The sequence below is a fragment of the Microvirga pakistanensis genome, assembly GCF_004458765.1.
Taxonomy (GTDB): domain Bacteria; phylum Pseudomonadota; class Alphaproteobacteria; order Rhizobiales; family Beijerinckiaceae; genus Microvirga; species Microvirga pakistanensis.
On the sequence record NZ_SPJX01000387.1, the window covers coordinates 1 to 19,639 of the forward strand.

Below are 19,639 nucleotides of genomic sequence, written 5' to 3' on the forward strand. Positions count from 1 at the left end.
GAAAAAGAGTGGCTACTCGACATGAACCGAGCGTCAGTTCCAGGTCGGCCCAGCAGAAACATCGGCTGTGTCGCGTTGCTGCAACAGGAGCCGATCGAGCTTGACGAATGGGTTGTGAGGTCACCATCGGCACAGCTTGTCCAAGAGGCTCGGCGTTTTCCATTCTCAAGGATCGACCGGCGGAACAGGAGTGCACCGCCCCAGGACAGTGATCCCGCTGAGCCGAAGAATGCCGAGTGTCAGCTCAAGCCGGGAACAGCAGACGTTCCCGAAGGCTATGGGATTTCCTGGTCGGACCCAGTGCGGACCATCGGATTTTTGTCCGATCGCTGCCCTTATCGCCACCATCGGTTGCATGCTGGGCCTTAAAGGTTTCGGCAAAGCCAGACGCCAAGGCGCGAGAGGCAGCACGCCAACAGGAAAGGTCCTTGCACGTGTGTCTTCACCGTACCTGAGTATTCCACGGGGAAAGCTGCTCTATATGAGTCTGACGCCAAGTCTATTCGGGTGAAGAGGGCGCCATGAGAGTAATTGTCTGCGGTGCCGGGCAGGTGGGTTCGACCATTGCCCGCCATCTTGCCACCGAGGGCATTGATGTGACGGTGGTCGACATCTCAGCGGAGCAGGCCCGACGGGCAGACGAGAGCTACGACGTCCGTGGGATGGTCGGTCACGCCTCACACCCCGAGGTTCTCGAGCGGGCGGGCGCGCGGGATGCGGACATGCTGATCGCCGTGACTCGCTCAGACGAGGTTAACATGGTCGCCTGCCAGGTGGCCTATTCCCTGTTCAATGTCCGGCGACGCATCGCCCGTGTCCGGCATCACGGCTACCTGGAGCCGATCTGGCAGGGGCTCTACGCTTCTGACCAGCTGCCCATCGATGTGATCATCTCGCCCGAGGTCGAGGTCGCCAATGGTATCGTCCGACGGCTCAAGACACCTGGTGCCTTCGATACCGTAGCACTCGCCGACGGTCAGGTTCACCTCCTCGGGGTCCACTGCAACACGGGCGCCTGCTCCCTGGTCGGGCGACGAATGAAGGAGCTCTCCACGTCGGGCGGCTCTGGAATTGTCGTCGGCGTCATCGTTCGCAACGGTCATGCTTTCGTGCCGAGGGCCGAGGATCAGGTGCAGCAGGGTGACGACGTCTACGTCATCACCCAGACGGACCGCATAGGCCGCGTCATGAGTTTTCTGGGCCATGAAGAGCAGATCGCTCGCCGCATCGTCATCGTGGGCGGCGGCAATGTCGGCCTCAACCTGGCGAGCAGGATCGCCCGGCATGCTCCGTACGTCTCGCTCAAAATAGTCGAGCATTCGCGGGAGCGGGCCGAGTACATTTCCCGAGAACTCAGGGATGCCGCCGTGGTGATCCAGGGCGATGCTCTCGACAAGGAGGTGCTGATCGAGGCCAATGTTCAAAGCGCTGAGACGATCATTGCGGTCACCAACGATGACGAGACGAACATCTTCGCGTCGGTTCTGGCCAAGCGCGAGGGCTGCACCCGCGCCATCACCCTGGTGAACAAGACCTCCTACGAGCATGTGCTGCCGGCACTCGGCATTGATGCGGTTGTGAGCCCGAGCGCCATTACCATTTCGACGATCCTGCGCCATGTGCGCCACCGCTCGATCTCCGCTCTCTATACGCTCCGAGAGGATTTCGGTGAGGTGATCCAGGCGACCGCGCAGGAGGGCTCGCGGCTGGTAAGGGGCACATTGCGAGAGGCCGGGATGCCGGATGGCATGCTGGTCGGAGCCATCGTGCGCAATGGTGAGGTGATCATTCCGACAAGTTCGACACGGGTGCGTCCCGGTGACGGCATCATCGCCGTGGTGGCTTACCAGGCCCTGCGCAAGGCCGAGGCTGTGCTGGCCGGCCCATCGAACGAAATGTAGCACTAGGCCGTCTTATGCGTGAGAGATCATATTCAGGCGCCTGGGCTCCGCCCCACATCCGTCCAGTCTTCCACCTGACGGGGCGTATGCTCCTCGCCCTCGCGGCAGCGATGCTCCTGCCCGCAGGCATCGACGCTCTCACGGGTGATCCTGACTGGAGAGCCTTTCTGATTGGAAGCGGCATCACCTTTGCCTGCGCGGCAGCCCTGACCCGTGCAACCCGTTGCCGCCTGTCCGGCGGGCTGACCCTGCGCCAAGCCTTTCTTCTCACGCCGGTTGCATGGACGACCATTGCCCTGTTTGGGGCCATTCCGCTCTACATCTCCGACTATTCCCAGCTCAGAGACAGCTTCACCAACGCGTTCTTCGAGTCCGTCTCGGGTCTGACGACGACTGGCGCAACTGTGATCGTTGGCCTCGACGATGCTCCCCAAGGCATTCTTCTCTGGCGGGCGCTGCTGCAATGGCTGGGCGGCATCGGCATCATCGGCGTGGCCATCTCGATCCTGCCGGCCCTTGGCGTCGGCGGCATGCAGCTGTTTCGGACGGAATCCTCCGACCGCTCTGAGAAGGTCATGCCACGCGTACGGGAGATCGCGACCGGTATCGTCCTGATCTATGTAGCCCTCACGGTGGCTTGCGGGCTTGCCTACTGGCTGGTGGCGATGACGCCATTCGAGGCACTTGCCCATGCGCTTTCGACGGTTTCAACGGCTGGGTTCTCCACTTCCGACAGCTCGATGGCGCGCTGGGATAGTGCCGCCTTACATTGGATTGCGACTCTCTTCATGTTCTCCGGCGCCTTGCCGTTCGTACTTTATCTGCGCCTGTTTCAGGGACAGCGCGAGGCCCTTCGCGACAGCCAGGTCTGGTTCCTCGTAGGCCTGCTCGCGGCTGTCATTGTCATTGTCGCAGCATGGTTGACCCTCACAGGCAGGCACAGTGCTGCCGATGCGCTGCGGTTGGCCGCGTTCAACGTGGTGTCAGTGGTGACGACCACCGGCTATGCCACGGCCGATTACACGCTGTGGGGCAACTTGATGATCGGGCTGTTCTTTGGCCTCATGTTCGTGGGCGGCTGCACCGGATCCACCTCGGGCGGGATGAAGATCTTCCGCTTTCAGGTGATGATCCGCATGCTCGAGAGCCAGTTCCTGCGTCTCCTCTACCCACGAGGCGTGTTTCCCCGGGTCTATGCGGGCCGGCTGCTGCCCGACGACGTGATTGGATCCGTAGTCGTGTTCTTCTCGCTGTACTTCGTCTGCTACAGTACGCTCACGGTCGCCATGATGGCGTTCGATCTCGATTTCCTGACCAGCGCCAGTGCCGCCGTGGCAGCGCTGTCGAATGTCGGACCTGGCCTGGGTCCGATCATTGGTCCTGCAGGCAACTTCGCCGCACTCCCGGACGCCTCCAAATGGCTCCTCTGCTTTGGCATGCTGCTGGGAAGGCTAGAATTGTTCACGGTGCTGATCTTGTTCTTTCCCCAGTTCTGGCGTGGGTAGGGCTCATTATCCTTGCTCCCTTTCAAGTGCTGTCACAGTGAAGGCACGGGAGAGCCTGCCTGCCAAACCATTGTTAGACCAAGGCTGATGAGGTCCTTCGCGCCCGGGGCAGCTATCCGCTTATGTCTCCTCTTGACACTTCTGAGACATAGGCCCAAGGGCAGCTAACCTCGCCCAAGCGGACGATTGGAGAGGACAGAAGCCTTCCGCCGTTCGCCGAAGGCTTCCATTCGTGAAACCTGCAGAATGAGCCGTGCGCACCCCGTGCACACCAGACGATGCGAAGCTCTGTGAGGCTCCTGGCGCACTCTCGGCTCCGAGAAGGGGAGCAGATCCAGAGCCGATCGGCTCGCGGCGGGATTCAGAGCCGCTTTGATGTTTGACGCCCACGCATCTGGCCCGCCGTCAGCTGCCAAACGATCCACCGATCTCCGGCTCCGGCCGGAAGAAGAACGCCGAGCCGTGACAGAGTGGTTGCCCACGCAGCCACTGCATTGGCCGGGTGATCAAAGGGCGTTCCGTCGGCCCGGATGGCGGCAGCTTCGCCATCCGTCAACCTGCTGAATCGGCGGCGCAGCCAGCCCCGCTCCCGGATCTTCCGCAGGGCACCGGCAGTCGTGATGAGACCTTTGCCTCCCGAGGCTGCGATGTCCACCGCGTCTGCCAGAATAAGGGCCTGCCAGTCGCGCGGCGAAACGGTGAAGCAGCCGATCCCCGGCACCTCGATGCCAACGGCATGAGCCAAATGACGGCCGACAATCCGGTTGTAGGCCAGACAGGAGATCGGCATTGAGCAGACCTCCGCACAGGCTGCCATATAAGCTCTTCGCAAGGGAGCGACTGCCCGGCGCAGGACCAAATCCCGCTCCCGATGTCGTTTCTCCCGCTGAGCTTGAGCCTCGCGGAGCTTCGGGTTGTGCAGCCATTGTCGCGGCGCCGTGGTGAGGATGGCGTTCTCAAGGTCTGGGCGGGAGATGTTCCGAGGAAGGCCCGACAAATCAATTTCGATGGCGGCCATATCCATGGCCCCGATCCGGGCGATCTTTGCCTCATCGCACGCATGCGTGACGAGAAACTCGACCAGGAGGTGACGCTCGGCCTTGCGGACAATCACGTCGGGGACGATCTCGCCGAGCCTGCTCTCCAGGTAGGCAGCATCGAAATGGCAGATTCCTCCCGGGTACCCGACCCATTTGCCTGGACCCTCGGCGGCTTCCAAGGAGGGGAGCACGAGTTCAAGACGGCGGGCGAGCACCTCCTTGGCAAATTTGTGCAGAGCCGTTTCCGGGCCGGTCTGGCAGGGCCGGCCGTCCCCGACCCCATAGTGCCCGAAGTGATGGTCTTGCTTATTGCCTTTGCGGGCGACGAGACGGGTGCCGCATGCTGGGCAGACGCAGTTGCATCCAAGACCGGAGGTGACCTCCGAGATGTGAGCCATCGTGCCGTCCGTCCGTTCGCCGAGCACGAGGCTCTCCTGCCCGTGGTGACAGGCGAACCCAGTCAGAGGCAGTATCTCAGCGGCTGTTGATGAGTGTATTGGGTTCATCGGGTGTCGTGGCAAACTCACGGATCATGATCGCGATGGGCAACCGGACATAGCGATCTCTACAATATAGTGCAGGGCCTTAGCTGTTCAGGGCGAAGCATCATCCACTATACGAGCCTATCACAGGGCGCTCCAGGCCGCGCTGCCGGTTTTGCCATTCCGTCAACTATCGCCTTCTGCCACCGGTGCATCTCTATGGTCACGAGCAACGGACAGCACCGGCCGATGTGTTCGTGGGGCTCACTGAAAGGATCAATCGGAGCCACTTTGTCATGATGGTCCCGATCAAGGTCGATTTATCGCGTTCCGGCACGAATGCTCACCCACTGCCATCAATTGGCATTCCCTCTTTGCTGCTGATACCGCTGGTTGGGATGAACCCGGGAGTTCAGGAAGGATCCTTTACCACAGTTGTGACACTCCTCGTCGTCTCTGCCTTGATCAAGGCTGCGGTGATCGAGATCAAGAGGCTCGCAGACCACCCGTCCGACGCCGACCACCACTAAAGGTGTCGGATGGCCTTTCCAATGAGGCAGATTGAGGCCGCGATAGGCTCAACGTTTACTGTCCAGAAGACAACCTCATCCGTCGCTCGGCAAACACCAGTACTGCCGCTCATTGCGTGAATTGAGCACAGGCGTTTCTGGTTTGGGACGAGGTAATTGGTGACACCATCGGCCGCTGATCCGATGCGCCAACAGCGATGACCAGTCTCAACGTGTTGGATTGACGACGCCATCCCAGAGCAGGCGCTGAGAGGTCGGCCACTCCGCCCCACGCTCATGCGTCGATGTAACAACATTTGTTTCCTCCTGCGACCCTTCACCTATTGATGCGCGAAGGCTTTTGATGAAGGATACGTGCAAATTGTCGACAACTGCCCGTCTCCGCGCCGGCTCGCTCACACTCGGGGGTTTAGGATGGCTACAACGCTTCCCGATCTCAGCTCCAAGCAATTGCGGGCCGTGCAGACAGTTGCCAGATACTCGAGTTTCATCGCCGCATCCGCAGAACTCAGGATGTCGCAGCCCGGTCTTTCGCGGGTCATCCGTTCCGTGGAGGAGAAGCTCGGCTTTGAGCTGTTCCACAGGGACACCCGGAATGTTACGTTGACATCGGCCGGCGCTGGCTTCCTTCCGATCATTGATCGCATCCTGTGCGAATTCGATGTTGCCGCCGAGGCTCTTTCCTCGCTCCGGAATGAAACCGGCGGTCACGTGGTTGTGGCCTGTCCCCTTTCTCTTGCCAACGGACTTATTGCCGAGATTATTTCGAATTACCGCAGGCAGCACCCGAAGGTCGTCATTGACATCAGGGAAGCCCTGCGCGGCGAAGTCGTCAATCATATCCGTTCAGGGGTCGCGGACTTCGCCTTGGCGTCGTTCATGCAATCCAACGACGATCTCGTGGTCGAGGAACTTTGTGAAACGACATACCACATAATCGTCAGGAAGGATCATCCCTTCTCGGCACTTGACAGAGTGAGTCTTTCGGACCTTCAAGACGAGCCGATGATCTCTTTCCCGCCCACATCGGTCATCCGCCAGATCTTTGATGCAGCGGCCGCCCGAGAAGGGTTCAGACTGAACCATCTGATCACCGTCAATACGCCCCAAATGATCTACGAACTCGTCGAGCGTGGAGAGGGGATATCCATCCAGAGCGGCGCCAGCATTCAGTGCCGCTCCGACGATTTCTTTTCAGCCCGGCCCATCGACCCGCCGCGGATCACGTCGCGGCTATCCACGATCTATCTCCGGTCGCGATCCCTGACGCCTGCCGCGCGAAGCTTCAAGCATGCCATTGAAAGCCATTTCAGGAAGGTGAGACGCATCTGAACTTTCGTTGACCGTCCCAGGCATGGTGCAGACATGCGCCCTTCTCCCGAACCCATCGGGTGGGATTATGCCGCGTTCCCCCACTCCTCTCCCCATTGCTGGACGAAGTGCCCCGGCGAGACCTCGCGGTACACGCGGATGGCAGGTTCATAACCAGTCGGACGAACCGGGCTGCGGATCTCGTCGCTCAGGAGAGGGCGCTTCACGCCGCGCCGCGCAGGATCCGGGATCGGAACAGCGGCGATCAGTTTCCTCGTATAGGGATGCTGCGGATTCTCGAAAACAGCCGATCGCGGTCCGATTTCAACGATCTCGCCGAGATACATCACCGCCACGCGGTGACTCACACGTTCGACGACTGCCATGTCATGCGAGATGAAGAGATAAGCCAGACCGAGTGTCTCCTGCAGATCGAGCAGCAGGTTCATGACTTGGGCCTTGATCGATACGTCCAGCGCGGAGACGGCCTCATCGGCGACGATGAGCTTGGGGTCCAGGGCGAGGGCCCTTGCGATGCAGATCCGCTGCCTCTGGCCGCCTGAGAACTCGTGTGGATAGCGCCCCGCTACATCGGGACCAAGTCCGACGCGCCTGAGAAGATCGGCGACCCGCTCTTTCACATGGGGGCCGGTCTCCAGTTCGTGCGTGAGGATTGGCTCCGCGACCGCGGCCCCCACCGTGGTGCGGGGATCAAGGCTGGCGAAGGGATCCTGGAAGATCATCTGAACGTTGCGCCGCATGGCGCGAAGCGCCCTGCCGTTAAGCTCCATGATGTCGGTTCCAACGAGGCGAATCTCGCCGCTCGTCGGCTCGACAAGACGCGTCACGGAACGCCCAGTGGTCGATTTGCCGCAGCCGGATTCCCCCACGAGGGATAGCGTTTCCCCCGGCATGATATCGAAGGACACGTTCTCCACGGCGTGTACGCGCCCACTGACCCTGCGGAGCAGCCCGGAGCGGATATCGAACCGCGTCGTCAGGTTTCGAACCGACAACAGGGGTTGATCCGCGCCGGGTTTCGAACGCCGCGCCTTTGGCACGGTCTCGGCATTCTCGCGGCTGGTCTCGAAAACCGGAAGGCGCATCGGCTCCGGAACCCCGGTCATTGATCCGAGCTTCGGCACCGAGGACAGCAGAGTACGGGAATAGGGATGACGGGGCTGATTGAAGATGTCCTCCGTCCGCCCGACCTCTACAGCCTCACCCTTGAACATCACGACGGTGCGGTCGGCGATTTCGGCCACCACCCCCATGTCGTGGGTGATGAAGAGTACCGACATGCCGTCTTCATCCTGGAGCGCCTTTATCAGAGCGAGCGTCTGCGCCTGGATTGTGACGTCGAGGGCCGTCGTCGGCTCGTCGGCGATGAGCAGTTTTGGCCGGCAGGCCAGGGCCATGGCGATCATCACGCGCTGCCGCATGCCGCCTGATAGCCGATGAGGATATTCCGCGAAGCGGGACCTCGCTTCTGGGATTCGCACCTTTTCGAGAAGCCTGATCGTCTCCGCGTGGGCTGCCGACTGAGACATGGCGCGATGGCGGGTCAACACTTCCGCGATTTGACTACCAATGGGAAGCACGGGGTTCAGGCTTGTCATTGGCTCCTGGAAGATCATGGCGATTTCATTGCCCCGAACGGCCTGCATCTTCGCTTCCGGCAGCGCCAGAAGCTCCGTCCCGCCGAGTTGGATGCTCCCTTCCACACGGCTGTTGGACGCTGCGAGCAGCCGCATGATCGAGAGAGCCGTGACGCTCTTTCCTGAACCGGACTCTCCCACGAGGGCAACGGTTTCCCGTGGCCCGACGTCGAACGAGACATCCTTGACGATCTTATGGAACCGGCCGTCTTGCATGCGGAAGGATGTGCTGAGGTTCTTCACAAACAGCACCGGCGATGCCGTCTCAGCTTTCGCGCTCATTTCAGTCGCTGGTCCTTCCCTCACCGATTGGTGGTCCTGCCGTAAGATTTCGGATGATAGTTGGCGATTACGATGCATTCCGCGGGTCCAACCTGTCGCGCAGCCAATCGCCGATGAAGATCAGAGACAGCGTGAGGGTAGTAATCATAAGACCCGGTATGGCCGCCAGCCACCAGGCCGTGGCGATGTAGTTTCTGCCATCCGCCAGCATTCTGCCCCAGGTCACCGTAGGGGGCTGCACGCCGAAACCGAGAAAGGACAATGATGCTTCGAGAATGATAAGGGCCGCAACGTTCAGCGTCGCGATTACGATGATGGGGCCAAGCACGTTCGGCAAAACGTGCCGCAGGAGCGTCACCACGGGGTGCTGCCCGATCGAGCGGCTAGCTTCAATGAATTCCCGCTCCTTCAGGCTGAGAACCTCTCCCCGCACCACGCGGGCGAAGGTCGTCCAATTGATGCAGCCGATAACGATGATCATCAGCAGCAGACTCTGCCCAAAGACTGCCAGGACCGTGAGGTACAGGAGCGTATTGGGGATCGCCAGCAGGATGTTGACCGCCCCCATCAGGATGGAATCGACCGGCCCTCGCCAGAACCCAGCAATCAGACCGACCGACACGCCGATGAACGACGCGAGGACAACGCCGAGGAACCCGACGCTGAGAGCTATGCGGCTGCCGTAGATCAGGCGCGACAACATATCTCGGCCTAAGTGATCGGTGCCGAGAATATGATCTGCACTGCCCTTGGCAACCCACATGGGCGGCACGAGGCGGGCCCGCAGGTTCGGAGTCGTCGGGTCATAAGGCGCGAGAAGGGGAGCGAGGACTGCCATAAGGACGAATATCGTCAGCATCGCCAGGCCGAATGCCGCCAGCGGACTGAGATGTAGTCTGCGGGCCGGTACAACGAGAGGCGGGCTCAAGCCCGGGAGCGTTTCGGTATCAGCCATGCTGGATTCTCGGATCGACGACGGAATACAGGATATCAACGATGAGATTCATGCTCATGACAATGACCGATGAGAGAATGACAATGGTTTGAACCACGGCCATGTCACGCGAGTTGATCGCCTGAATGGCCAACAGGCCGATCCCTGGCCATGCAAAGACCTGCTCCGTCACGACGGCACCTGCCATGAGCGCCGAGGCTTCGAGACCGATCACGGTAAGGTAGGACAGAGCGGCGTTACGGAGGGCATGTCGAACGATGATCGTACTCTGCGACAAGCCTTTCGCGCGTGCCGTACGGATGTAGTCCTGCTGCATGACTTCGAGCAGGGACGACCGCAGCATCCGCGTGAGCATCGCCGCGAGTCCCGAGCCGAGAGTCAGGCCCGGCAGGACGACCGATAGGGGCTTGTCGCTCCCCGACACGGGGAACCAACCGAGTGTCACGGCGAAGATCAGGATCAGCATGATCCCGAGCCAAAAGTTCGGCATCGCCTGCCCAAGAATGGAAAAGGACGAGGCGATGTGATCCGCCATCCGGTGCTGTTTCAGAGCCGCGACGATTCCAGCAGGAAGGGAAATGACGACGGCGAACAGCAACCCTGTCGCTGCGAGACTCGCCGTTGCGGGTAGCCGCTCCAAAACCACCTGCAGCGCAGGCTGACCGTTGTAGCGGAGTGAATTTCCGAAATCCCCGGTGAGGAGATCTGCCATGTACATCAGGTATTGTTGATACAATGGCTTATTCAGTCCCAGCGCCAGCCGAAGCGCCTCGATCTGCTCGGGTTGAGCATCCTCACCAAGCATCAGTAGAACTGGATCTCCGGACACGCGCAGCAACACGAAGACGATGAGGGTAACGCCCAGCAATATCGGGATCATCTGGAGTATGCGCCAAATGACGTAGTTGATCATGACCGATGCCTATCCTCTTCGTTCTGTTCCGAGCGCGCCCGGAGGCTCGTTCAATTGCTCGCCGGCTTGGCGTCGAACATCCAAAGCTGCTCATCTGGGCTCGGATCCCATGCCACGGCCCGGTTGATCCCGATGATGTTCTGCACCTGGAACAGGAAGAGGATCGAGCGTGAGTCGGTCAGACGGTGAAACGCTTCCGACAAGTACTCGTCACGCTTCTTCGGATCCACCGTGACGGCAGACTGGTTTACCAACTCGTCAAACCGCTTGTCGCACCAGCCGGTCTTCTTACTGAACTCATAGCCGCAGCGAGCGCGCTGAACGGCATGAAAGCCGTCCTGAAGCGAGTTGCTATGGCCGATAAGGGCAAGCCCCTCGATCTTGTTGGGCTCCCAGATCCGGCTCTGATAGGCGCTCCATTCGAGCGCTTCGATCTCGACCTTGATGCCGACGGCCTCAAGCATGACGGCAATGACTTCCATCATCTCCACATCGAGCGCATATCGCCCGCTGGGTCCCTGCAGCTTGATCGACAACTGCCCGGGTCCGTATCCCGCATCCGTCAACAGCTTCACGGCTCGATCGGGGTCGTAGAGATAAGTGTTGTGCAGATCCATTGGCACGGCACTCAGACCAGGAGCGACGGATCCCCGCACCGGGACCCCCAATCCGCTCATCGCTGTATCGATGAGCGCCTTCTCGTCAATGGCAAGATCGACGGCCTCACGCACGCGTGGATCCGCCAGTGGAGATCCTTCCTTCATGTTAGCGAACAGGGTCATGACACGGAAGCTTTGCCAAGGCTTTGTGACCGCTTTGCCTGAGCTGTTTACCCGCTCCACGTCCTGGCTGGGAATGTTGGTCGCAATATCAACGCCGCCGCTCAAGAGTTCGCCGACCCTCGTGGAATCCTCCGGGATTGTCCGGTGGATGAGCTTGTCCCACACAGGCCTCCCACGCCAGTGCTTGTCGAAAGCCTCCATGACGACCCGATCGTCGCGCTTCCATTCCACGAACTTGAATGGTCCGCTGCCGATTGGCCGGGTCGCAAATCCATTCCAGCCGACTTCGTCCACGTAGTGCTTTGGAACGATTCCCGATCCGATGCGGCTTAGCCGGTTCAGCAGAATGGGATCCGGACCCTTGGTATGAATGATCACCTCCCGATCGTTGACGATCTCCACTTCCTTGATCGTATTGTAGAACGAGTTCTGCATGACGTTTTTGTCGAGTGCAGGACGCTCGATCGAGAACTTCACGTCTTCAGCCTTCAGCTCCTTGCCGTTATGGAAGAGAACTCCCTCACGCAGCTTGAACCGCATCGCTGTGTCGGAGACCTGCTCCCAGCTTGTTGCAAGAGCTGGCTGGAGGTCTCCTTTCCCGTCGCGCATCACCAGGTAGTCGAAGATATTCACGAAGATCGCTTCGACGGCAGTCGTGCTGTGGTTGTGAATATCGAATCCGGGAACGTCGATCCCCTGCGCGACGACGAGGTCTCTCGCCTGCGCCGCACTCAGTCCTGCAGATGCCAGCATTATCGCCGCGACCTTAGGCATCATGCCTGCAAACAATCTACGTTTCATGTCCGTGCCCTCCTTCTCATTTGTTCCGTTCAACATCGCCCGAGTTGTCCGCGTCGCCGAAGTGTCGCAGAATGCTGGCCACATGCTTCGTAGTTAGGAACTGGTCCTCGACGGCGATGTTTTCATTGGGCGCGTGTGCCCGGCTGTTCGCGTGCCCAACACCGAGCGCGACGATCGGCATGTTCGGTACGTACTTGAATACGTAGCGGGGACCCGTCCCGGGGGAACTCGGCATGAGCACGATCGGGCGTCCATACACTTCCGCACCCGCGCGACTCACCAACTGAACGAAAGGATGGTCGACGGCCGTGCGATAGGGCCAAGCCCCGGCCTTCTTACTAATGATCTCCACGTCGCTGTAGCCGTTCTTCTCCAGCTGGCGAGTGATCTTCCCGGCGATGTCCTCCGGGTCCTGATTGCCCACGAGACGGCACTCGATCCGGGCGAATGCTTCCGAGGGAATGACCGTCTTGTGTCCGGGGCCCGTGTAACCACCGCTAATTCCCTGGATGTTGAACGACGGCGTGTAATAGAGAGCGCGGTTGACTGAAAGGTTGTCGTTACCGGACATAAGTTCCGTTAGGCCGAGCTTGCGTGCCTGTGCCTCTCCGTTGGCAGGGGTACTACGGCATAGTTCCTCGTCGGCTTGAGAGAGAGGAGGAACGCCATCGTAGAAGCCGTCGACCAGAATGGTTCCGTCGGAACCGCGGAGGCTTGAGAGCGCCCATATCAGACGCCAAATTGCGTTCGGATAGATATTTGCCTTTCCGGAGTGCGAGTCCGTGTTGGCGGTGCGAACGCGCATCTCGAACGAGTACATTCCTTTGTTGCCGAGGGCGACACTCGGGTTCCCGGCATCGTCGCGCCTCGCATTCTCCCAGATACACGCATCGGCAGCGAGCAGATCCTTGTACCGCTGCACAGTTCCGGGAAGGCTAGCGGATCCGGACTCTTCCTCTCCCTCGAATAGGAACTTCACCGTGACTGGCAGGCTGCCTCTCTCCTTGAGGATCGCCTCCACCGCGTGGATCCGCGACATCAGAGAACCCTTATTGTCGTCGGAGCCGCGTGCGAAAAGATAGCCATCACGAATTGTTGGCTCAAAAGGATCGCTGTTCCATGCCTCGTAGGGCTCCGGCGGCTGGACATCGTAATGGTTGTAAAACAGGATACTGCGGGAGCTGTCGCCCTTGATCTCGCCGTAAACGATCGGAAATCCAGAGCTTTCGAGAATTTGGGTCTGCGCTCCCAGGGACTGAAGACGCCTGACCAGCCAATCTGCGGCAGCCTTCATCGGCTCCATGTCTCCGCGCGCTGACACGGTCGGCATCCTCAGGAACTCAATGAGTTCGTCGAGGTACTTGCCCCTTGTCTCGGACCAGTCGAGATATTCGGTAGCCTGTGTGCCGTTCTCGGTTTCGACTCCCAACACACGCAAAGACTCTGACATAAGCTCTCCATTTGTCCTGTTAATTTCGGGCCAATCAGAGCAATCGCGAAGAGCACAGTTTTAATCTCGAGCCGGAACATTGTATCGGCCGCGAATACGATGCTGCGCTGCGATTTTCCACGCTGTCAGGATGAAACCGTGACAAATCCCTAGATTCTCCCGATCAATAACTCAGTGGAACCTAGAGCTGGCGGTTGGGTCAAACGTTTTGTGATAAGGTGAATTGATGCGAAAAGCGCAATAATGAGCGGAATATTGCGCAGGCCTATGATCACATGCCTGAGTCATGGCTGGCGCTGCCAAGTGTGGATGGCGTCCGCTTGGAAATGTGACTGTTGATGACGTTCGAGCCTGTCGGAAGGGTGTAGTCATGCCTCCGGCCTGTGAGCGCTGTTCTTCATGACCTCATGCTCTGACGTGTTATGATCGAAGTCGGTCCCTCTCCCATTCGCGCTTGGCTTTCTTGGTGGCTCAGGCATCGAGGCCTGCCGCGACTCTCCATTCGCCGGGATATCGAGACTGTGAGGTTGGATTGCGAGAGCTAGAGCTAGAGCCTGAGGCCTGGAAGCAGGTGGAATGGAGAGGTTGCGCAAGGCATAGAAATCTCCGACGAGCCTCTGTAGCCCCCCGATTATCGGAGGCTCTGCATTACTTGTTCCGTCCGGCACAGCGGGAGAGGCGCGTTCTCTGCTCGGTCGTTCCGCTTCATGTGCGAGCGGTTCTTGACAGAGGGCAATATCTGATGCCCGGTCAACTCTGCTCTAGCAACAGGCGTCGCAATATGTGCTTCGCTGCCTCAGGATCGCGGCGTGTTTGGACGATCTCATCCAGCAAGTAGCCGTCCTGATCGAACGCCTGCCGCAACCCGTGCTTCCCGCCAGAAATCATGACCACGACCTCGTCCATACGGTGGATGTCATGGTAACTCGGCGCTTGGCGCTGAGCGCAATCCGGACCGAATTTCAAGTCCCACCGACGGCAGTCTCGCTGCATCTTTGGCACTCAGCCAATTTTGCGAGGAGCGGAAAGAGCCGCTTGTCAGTCTGGAGTGCTTTTTGCCGCGCCGAGGGTCTTCCAGATGCCGTTTGCCGTTGCGACCGTGCGGGAGCCGACGGTGAGGGTGCCTTGCATGAAGACGATTGAGTGTGTACGTCGCACGACTTGGCATCTTGATTCTATGAACTCCCCAATCCGGACCGTTTCCACGAAGTGAACATCAAGTTGTACAGTCGCCTGTGGCCGGCGCCCGTTTTCGTGCCACGCCGTCATTCCGAGCGCCCTATCGGCGAGAGTCATCAACACGCCACCCTGCACGACGCCGCGCCGGTTGTGATGCTTCGGCTGGGTTACGAGTCCCAGTAGCCAGTGTTCGCCATCCCATCTCTGCCACAGAGGGCCGATTAGACCGATGAATCCCGTATCGGAATGTGGCTCCCAGCCGTTGCTCGCCGGATCGAATTCCACTGCAGCCGCTGATCTAGATTGAGGTGAAGGCTCCGTCATTGGGTGTTTGCTCCATCGGGCCAGGGGAGGTTCGACGCGCCGATCCAGGACTGAACAGCCTCATTCACAACACTGCGCAGGCTGAGGTAGTGGCTCTGGAAAGCACTTTGATCTTGCCACATCGCAAACGGCGGGAGACCGTCTTCGCGTAGCCTGACCCAATGCTATTGCGGCGCGAATGGGTTCCTGAACCCGCCCGCGCGCGCCGGCGCCTTGGGGGGATGGTGCGTGGCCAGATAATCAAGGATCAGGTCGCGGTCGGCGCCCTGGATGTCGGGCATGCCGTGCCGCTCCGTCATCCAGGTCATCGTCTCGTCCCACTTGTCCCGCGTCATACCCTGGTTCGACACCAGTCTGTAACCGTGGCACGCGGAGCATAGGCCGAAGGTCTCGTCCCGGCCCGGCCCTTCCGGAAGGTCCTCGATCCGCTCGTCCTTGGGCGCGAAGGCCTCCGCAGGTCTCTGCTGAGCCTGCGCGGTGGCGAAAGTGGCCGATGCCGCCAGGGCCAGCATCGGCAGCCAGTGGAATCGTCGGACAACCAATGACCTTCACCCCACCAGGACGGCCACGCGGTGCATGGTGTTGCCGCCATACCCTTGCGGGTTCCAGTTATGGGCGACAGGCGGCTGCATCCGGCCGTTCGAGTCCGTGGCCCGCGTCCAGATCTCATAATAGCCGTCCGACGGCAGTTGCAAGGTCGCCGTCCACCGGTTCCAATCGTAGCGGTTGCGGGGCGGGGCGAGCGTCGCCTGGGTCCAGGTCTGGCCGGCATCCATCGAGATGTCGACGCGGCTCACCGTGAGATCGCCGGCCCAGGCAGCGCCGCGCACCGCCACGTTCCGCGTTCCGGCCGGCAGCCTTGTGCCGTTCGCCGGAGCGGTGATGATGCTGCGCACGGGCATGGATTCGAGGATGCGGAAGTCCTTCTCGTCCGCCTTGCCGCCCGGCACCATGGGCGTGTTCGGCACGCGGTAGGAGGTGCCGGTCATGCCCTGGCCGTCATGCTCCCGGTCGCGGATCGTGATCCGTGTCAGCCACTTGTGCGACAGCGAGCCCGGCCAGCCGGGGATGACGAGGCGCAGCGGTCCGCCATGGATGTTGGGCAGGGGTTCGCCGTTCATGGCGTAGACGATCAGGCTGTGCGGCTCCACCGCCTTGGCGATGGGCATGCCGCGGGAGAGCGACTCCTTGGTCGTGTCACCCGACAGGTGCGGGTCGGCACCGTAATGGGCGGTGTACTTTGCCGTGTCCTTCAGCCCTGCGGCCTGGAGCACCTCAGCGAGCGGAATGCCGGTCCACTCGGCGCAGCCCGCGCCGCCGTTGGTCCACTGATTGCCTCTGGCCTGCGGCTGGAAGAAGGAGCGGCCGTTGCCGCCGCATTCGAGCACCATGCGGTAGGTTCTGGGTTGGAAGCGGGACCTTAACTCGGCCAGCGTCAGTTCAAACCGGTTGTTGACCTCGCCGTCGACCGTCAGCTTCCAGGCATCCGGGTTCGCCGCCGGTTCCGGGATCTGGCCGTTGTTGCGGATGAAGAACTTCGAGATCGGCGTGGTCTCGTCGTCGAGCAGGTGCTCGGGCGTCTCAGCCACCAAGGGACGCTCGCCTAAGACGACAAGCCCCTTCTCCTTGCCTGGGTAGTCGAAGGGGGGTGGGCCCTGTGGCTGGGGGGCGCCCGTGGGAGGCGTGGCAGTCTGGGCCTGTGCCGTCGACGTCAATCCCGGAGATGGGCCGGAGTCGAGTGGCAGCACCGCGCCGGCTGCGGCGCCGAGTCCGGCAAGACCGACATTGTTGAGGAAACTACGTCGGCTGACCGGAGCGATGGGGTCCTCTGCGCGCTGGCGCTTGGGCGTGGGTTCGGTGTCAGGTGTCATCACGTTCCTCCAGGGTGCTTCTTGTACGCCCCTCACTCCGGTCTGATGTTATGTACTCCATGCGAACGCCGTTCACGTGTGCACGGCGCCCCGTTTCCTGAATTTACCGATGGTGCCTTTCGTAGCTGAGCTCGGCAGCCATGGATAATGCGCCCTCTTCATCACGGGCCCAAAGCGCATAGGAGCCGTCGCTCTTTTCTGCGCCCTCAAGAAAGAAGGGATGTCCTGAAAAGAGCGGCTTGACGGCCCGGAAGTTGAAGCTGCGGATCGGGCAGCCGGGAAAACGCGTGTGGAATTGATCTAGCAACAGCGTGGCCGTTAGCTGCCCCTGCACGATAATGCCGAGATAGCCTTCCTCGCGCGTCGTATAGGGCTCGTCATAGTGGATGCGATGGCCGTTGAAGGTCACGGCCGAATATCGGAACAGCAAGACAGGGTCGGGGTCGATCCGATGTGACCAAGCCGGGTTCGCGGGTGCCGCCTTGGCGGGGGGAGGGCTCTCCCCGGGACCCGGATGGTCGCGATAGACGAGGGTCTGGAGCTCGGACAGCACCTCTCGATCATCCACTTGGTAGCGATTGTCTACCATGACGAAGATCAGCGCTCCCGTCTTCCCCTCCTTCTCGGAGATGTCGACGATCCGTGCAGTCTTGGTCACGACGTCACCAATGTGGATCTCTCCTGAGAAGGTGATGTCACTTGCCGCCCACATCCGTCTCGGCTGGACGACAGGAGGCAAAAACCCTTTGCGCTCCGGATGGCCGTCGGCTCCGATCTGCGACTGTGGAACGGTAGGACTAAAATAGGTCCAGTGGGCTGCAGGCGGAATGGGCTCGCCGGGACTTGGGGCCTCGGGCTTGTCCAGAAGAGCGCAAAGCCCAAGGATCGGCCAGCGCTCTGCCACCTGTGTCGTCGTCTCGGTGCGCCCGATCCACTCCCTGAAAATTCCAGTCTCGGTCATCAACTCTTTCCGTAGTAGCTCTTGCAACTACTATTGGACCCGTTTAAGTTCGCAGTCAACCGCAATGGCCGAGGAAGGGAGCGCAAAATGAGCTTCGTGGACGTGAAGACCGAAATCACCGGCAATATCTGGAAGATTGTCGCGCAGGTGGGGGATCAACTGAGCGAGAACGATCCCATCATCATCATGGAGTCCATGAAGATGGAGATCCCGATCATGGCCTCGGAGGATGGTCGCCTCTCAGAAATTCTCGTGGCTGAAGGCGACACAGTTGCGGAAGGGTCCGTCGTTGCGCGGATCGAGGTATGAGGTCCATGATGCAGAAGGTTCTTGTTGCCAACCGCGGCGAGATCGCGTTGCGGGTGTTTCGCTCGTGCAAGGAACTCGGCCTCTCGACAGTTGCCATTTACTCGGAGGCTGATGCTGGATCGCTTCACGTCGAAGCCGCGGATGAAGCACATCTCATCGGCCCTGCGCCAGCGCGCGAAAGCTATCTCAAGGTCGACGCCGTGCTCAATGCGGCGGCTCGCTCCGGCGCTGACGCCATCCACCCGGGCTACGGATTTTTGTCCGAGAACGCCGCCTTCGCCGAGCAGGTGATCGCTGCGGGCCTTACCTGGATAGGCCCGGCACCGGAAGTTATTCGCAGCATGGGCGACAAGCAGCGGGCGCGGGAGATCGCCGACCAGGCAGGGGTGCCGATTGTGCCCGGATCCCAAAGGTTTCAGCCAGAGGCTCTCGATGGTCTCAGCGAGGCCGCGCAGGCCGTTGGCTACCCGCTACTGGTCAAGGCCGCCGCGGGCGGTGGCGGCATTGGCATGCGTCGCGTTGATAGCGAGGACAAGCTCGCCGAAACGGTGACGGCAACGCAGTCCATGGCAGCCAAGGCCTTCGGCGACGGATCGGTGTTTCTGGAGCGCTTCGTTCCCAAGGCGCGCCATGTGGAAATCCAGGTATTTGGCTTCGGCGACGGCACCGCCGTCCATCTCTTCGAGCGTGATTGCTCACTGCAACGGCGATTCCAGAAGGTGATCGAGGAAAGCCCGGCGCCGGGCTTGCCGGATGCAGTGCGTCAGGAGATGGCCGAGGCTGCGCTACGCCTCGTTCGTGCGGTGCGATATGGTGGGGCGGGAACGGTCGAATTCATCGTCGATGCGGAAACCTTCGCGTTTTACTTCCTTGAGATGAACACGCGCATCCAGGTCGAGCATCCGGTGACCGAGATGGTCACTGGGCGCGATCTCGTCGCCATGCAGCTCACCTTTGCCCGCGGATCCCTCAAGGGACTCGACCAAAGTGAGGTCACTTGCCAAGGGCACGTTATTGAAGCTCGGCTTTATGCCGAGAATCCGGCCAAGATGTTCATGCCGTCCCCCGGCACGCTGGAAGCCTTCGCTGGGCCGTCGGACGTACCGTACGTGCGCATCGACAGCGGCTACCGGGGCGGCGATACTGTCACCCCCTACTACGATCCGATGCTCGCGAAGGTCATTGCCTGGGGCGCAGACCGGACAGAGGCTCGCCGGCGTCTGATCGACACCCTTTCGGCCTTTCGAATAGAGGGTCTGCGGACCAATCGCGACTTCCTAGTCGCCTGCCTTGGGGACGATCAATTCGCCAGGGGGGACGTTCATACCAGCTTCATCGATAGCCGACGCGCTCAACTGATCGCCGCGTAGTTCCAAAAGGAGGAA

General features: G+C 60.5%; 17 protein-coding genes. 6 read left to right on the plus strand and 11 right to left on the minus strand.

Annotation, left to right across the window (positions count from 1 at the left end; genetic code table 11):
• Positions 1-521: 521 nt before the first annotated feature.
• Positions 522-1,901, plus strand: a complete 1,380-nt coding sequence (trkA, locus tag E4K09_RS18690; protein ID WP_134499269.1) for a Trk system potassium transporter TrkA — start codon at positions 522-524, stop codon at positions 1,899-1,901.
• A gap of 86 nt (positions 1,902-1,987) precedes the next feature.
• Positions 1,988-3,406, plus strand: a complete 1,419-nt coding sequence (locus E4K09_RS18695; RefSeq protein WP_204985757.1) for a TrkH family potassium uptake protein — start codon at positions 1,988-1,990, stop codon at positions 3,404-3,406.
• 361 nt (positions 3,407-3,767) lie between these two features.
• On the opposite strand, the gene E4K09_RS18700 is transcribed toward E4K09_RS18695, so the two are convergent.
• Positions 3,768-4,871: a competence protein CoiA family protein gene (locus E4K09_RS18700; protein ID WP_244610585.1), complete on the minus strand. Its 1,104-nt coding sequence runs from the start codon at positions 4,869-4,871 to the stop codon at positions 3,768-3,770.
• A gap of 353 nt (positions 4,872-5,224) precedes the next feature.
• Between E4K09_RS18700 and E4K09_RS18705 the strand changes: the two genes are divergently transcribed.
• Entirely contained in the window at positions 5,225-5,458 is a 234-nt protein-coding gene (locus E4K09_RS18705) for a hypothetical protein (protein WP_134499271.1), read from the plus strand.
• Positions 5,459-5,872: 414 nt separating this feature from the next.
• Entirely contained in the window at positions 5,873-6,790 is a 918-nt protein-coding gene (locus tag E4K09_RS18710; RefSeq protein WP_134499272.1) for a LysR family transcriptional regulator, read from the plus strand.
• 65 nt (positions 6,791-6,855) lie between these two features.
• On the opposite strand, the gene E4K09_RS18715 is transcribed toward E4K09_RS18710, so the two are convergent.
• From E4K09_RS18715 to E4K09_RS18760, 10 genes are all read right to left on the minus strand, one after another.
• Complete coding sequence (locus tag E4K09_RS18715) at positions 6,856-8,709, minus strand: ABC transporter ATP-binding protein (protein WP_134499273.1); 1,854 nt, start codon at positions 8,707-8,709, stop codon at positions 6,856-6,858.
• A 67-nt stretch (positions 8,710-8,776) separates the two neighbouring features.
• Positions 8,777-9,664: an ABC transporter permease gene (locus E4K09_RS18720; RefSeq protein ID WP_134499274.1), complete on the minus strand. Its 888-nt coding sequence runs from the start codon at positions 9,662-9,664 to the stop codon at positions 8,777-8,779.
• A complete protein-coding gene (locus E4K09_RS18725) occupies positions 9,657-10,577 on the minus strand; it encodes an ABC transporter permease (protein ID WP_134499275.1) in 921 nt (306 codons plus the stop codon). The genes E4K09_RS18720 and E4K09_RS18725 overlap by 8 nt, the downstream gene beginning before the upstream one ends.
• 50 nt (positions 10,578-10,627) lie before the next feature.
• The gene (locus tag E4K09_RS18730; RefSeq protein WP_166802399.1) at positions 10,628-12,160 is read right to left on the minus strand and encodes an ABC transporter substrate-binding protein; all 1,533 of its coding nucleotides are present in this window, start codon (positions 12,158-12,160) and stop codon (positions 10,628-10,630) included.
• A gap of 16 nt (positions 12,161-12,176) precedes the next feature.
• Positions 12,177-13,610 (minus strand): M20/M25/M40 family metallo-hydrolase, encoded by a 1,434-nt coding sequence (locus tag E4K09_RS18735; RefSeq protein WP_134499277.1) that lies wholly within the window; start codon positions 13,608-13,610, stop codon positions 12,177-12,179.
• Between the two features lie 750 nt (positions 13,611-14,360).
• The gene (locus tag E4K09_RS29280; RefSeq protein ID WP_166802400.1) at positions 14,361-14,516 is read right to left on the minus strand and encodes a DDE-type integrase/transposase/recombinase; all 156 of its coding nucleotides are present in this window, start codon (positions 14,514-14,516) and stop codon (positions 14,361-14,363) included.
• Between the two features lie 132 nt (positions 14,517-14,648).
• Positions 14,649-15,113, minus strand: coding sequence for a PaaI family thioesterase (locus tag E4K09_RS30725; RefSeq protein ID WP_134499279.1), 465 nt, complete (start codon positions 15,111-15,113; stop codon positions 14,649-14,651).
• 164 nt (positions 15,114-15,277) lie between these two features.
• Positions 15,278-15,655, minus strand: a complete 378-nt coding sequence (locus E4K09_RS18750; RefSeq protein WP_134499280.1) for a hypothetical protein — start codon at positions 15,653-15,655, stop codon at positions 15,278-15,280.
• Positions 15,656-15,661: 6 nt separating this feature from the next.
• Positions 15,662-16,984 carry a sulfite oxidase gene (locus E4K09_RS18755; protein ID WP_134499281.1) on the minus strand — a complete coding sequence of 441 codons (1,323 nt, stop codon included), beginning with the start codon at positions 16,982-16,984 and terminating at the stop codon, positions 15,662-15,664.
• Between the two features lie 103 nt (positions 16,985-17,087).
• Positions 17,088-17,945 carry an HTD2 family dehydratase gene (locus E4K09_RS18760; protein WP_134499282.1) on the minus strand — a complete coding sequence of 286 codons (858 nt, stop codon included), beginning with the start codon at positions 17,943-17,945 and terminating at the stop codon, positions 17,088-17,090.
• An 87-nt stretch (positions 17,946-18,032) separates the two neighbouring features.
• On the opposite strand from E4K09_RS18760, the gene E4K09_RS18765 reads away from it, so the two are divergent.
• Positions 18,033-18,254, plus strand: coding sequence for a biotin/lipoyl-binding carrier protein (locus tag E4K09_RS18765; RefSeq protein ID WP_134499283.1), 222 nt, complete (start codon positions 18,033-18,035; stop codon positions 18,252-18,254).
• An 8-nt stretch (positions 18,255-18,262) separates the two neighbouring features.
• Entirely contained in the window at positions 18,263-19,624 is a 1,362-nt protein-coding gene (locus E4K09_RS18770; protein ID WP_134499284.1) for an acetyl-CoA carboxylase biotin carboxylase subunit, read from the plus strand.
• The last annotated feature ends 15 nt before the right edge of the window (positions 19,625-19,639 follow it).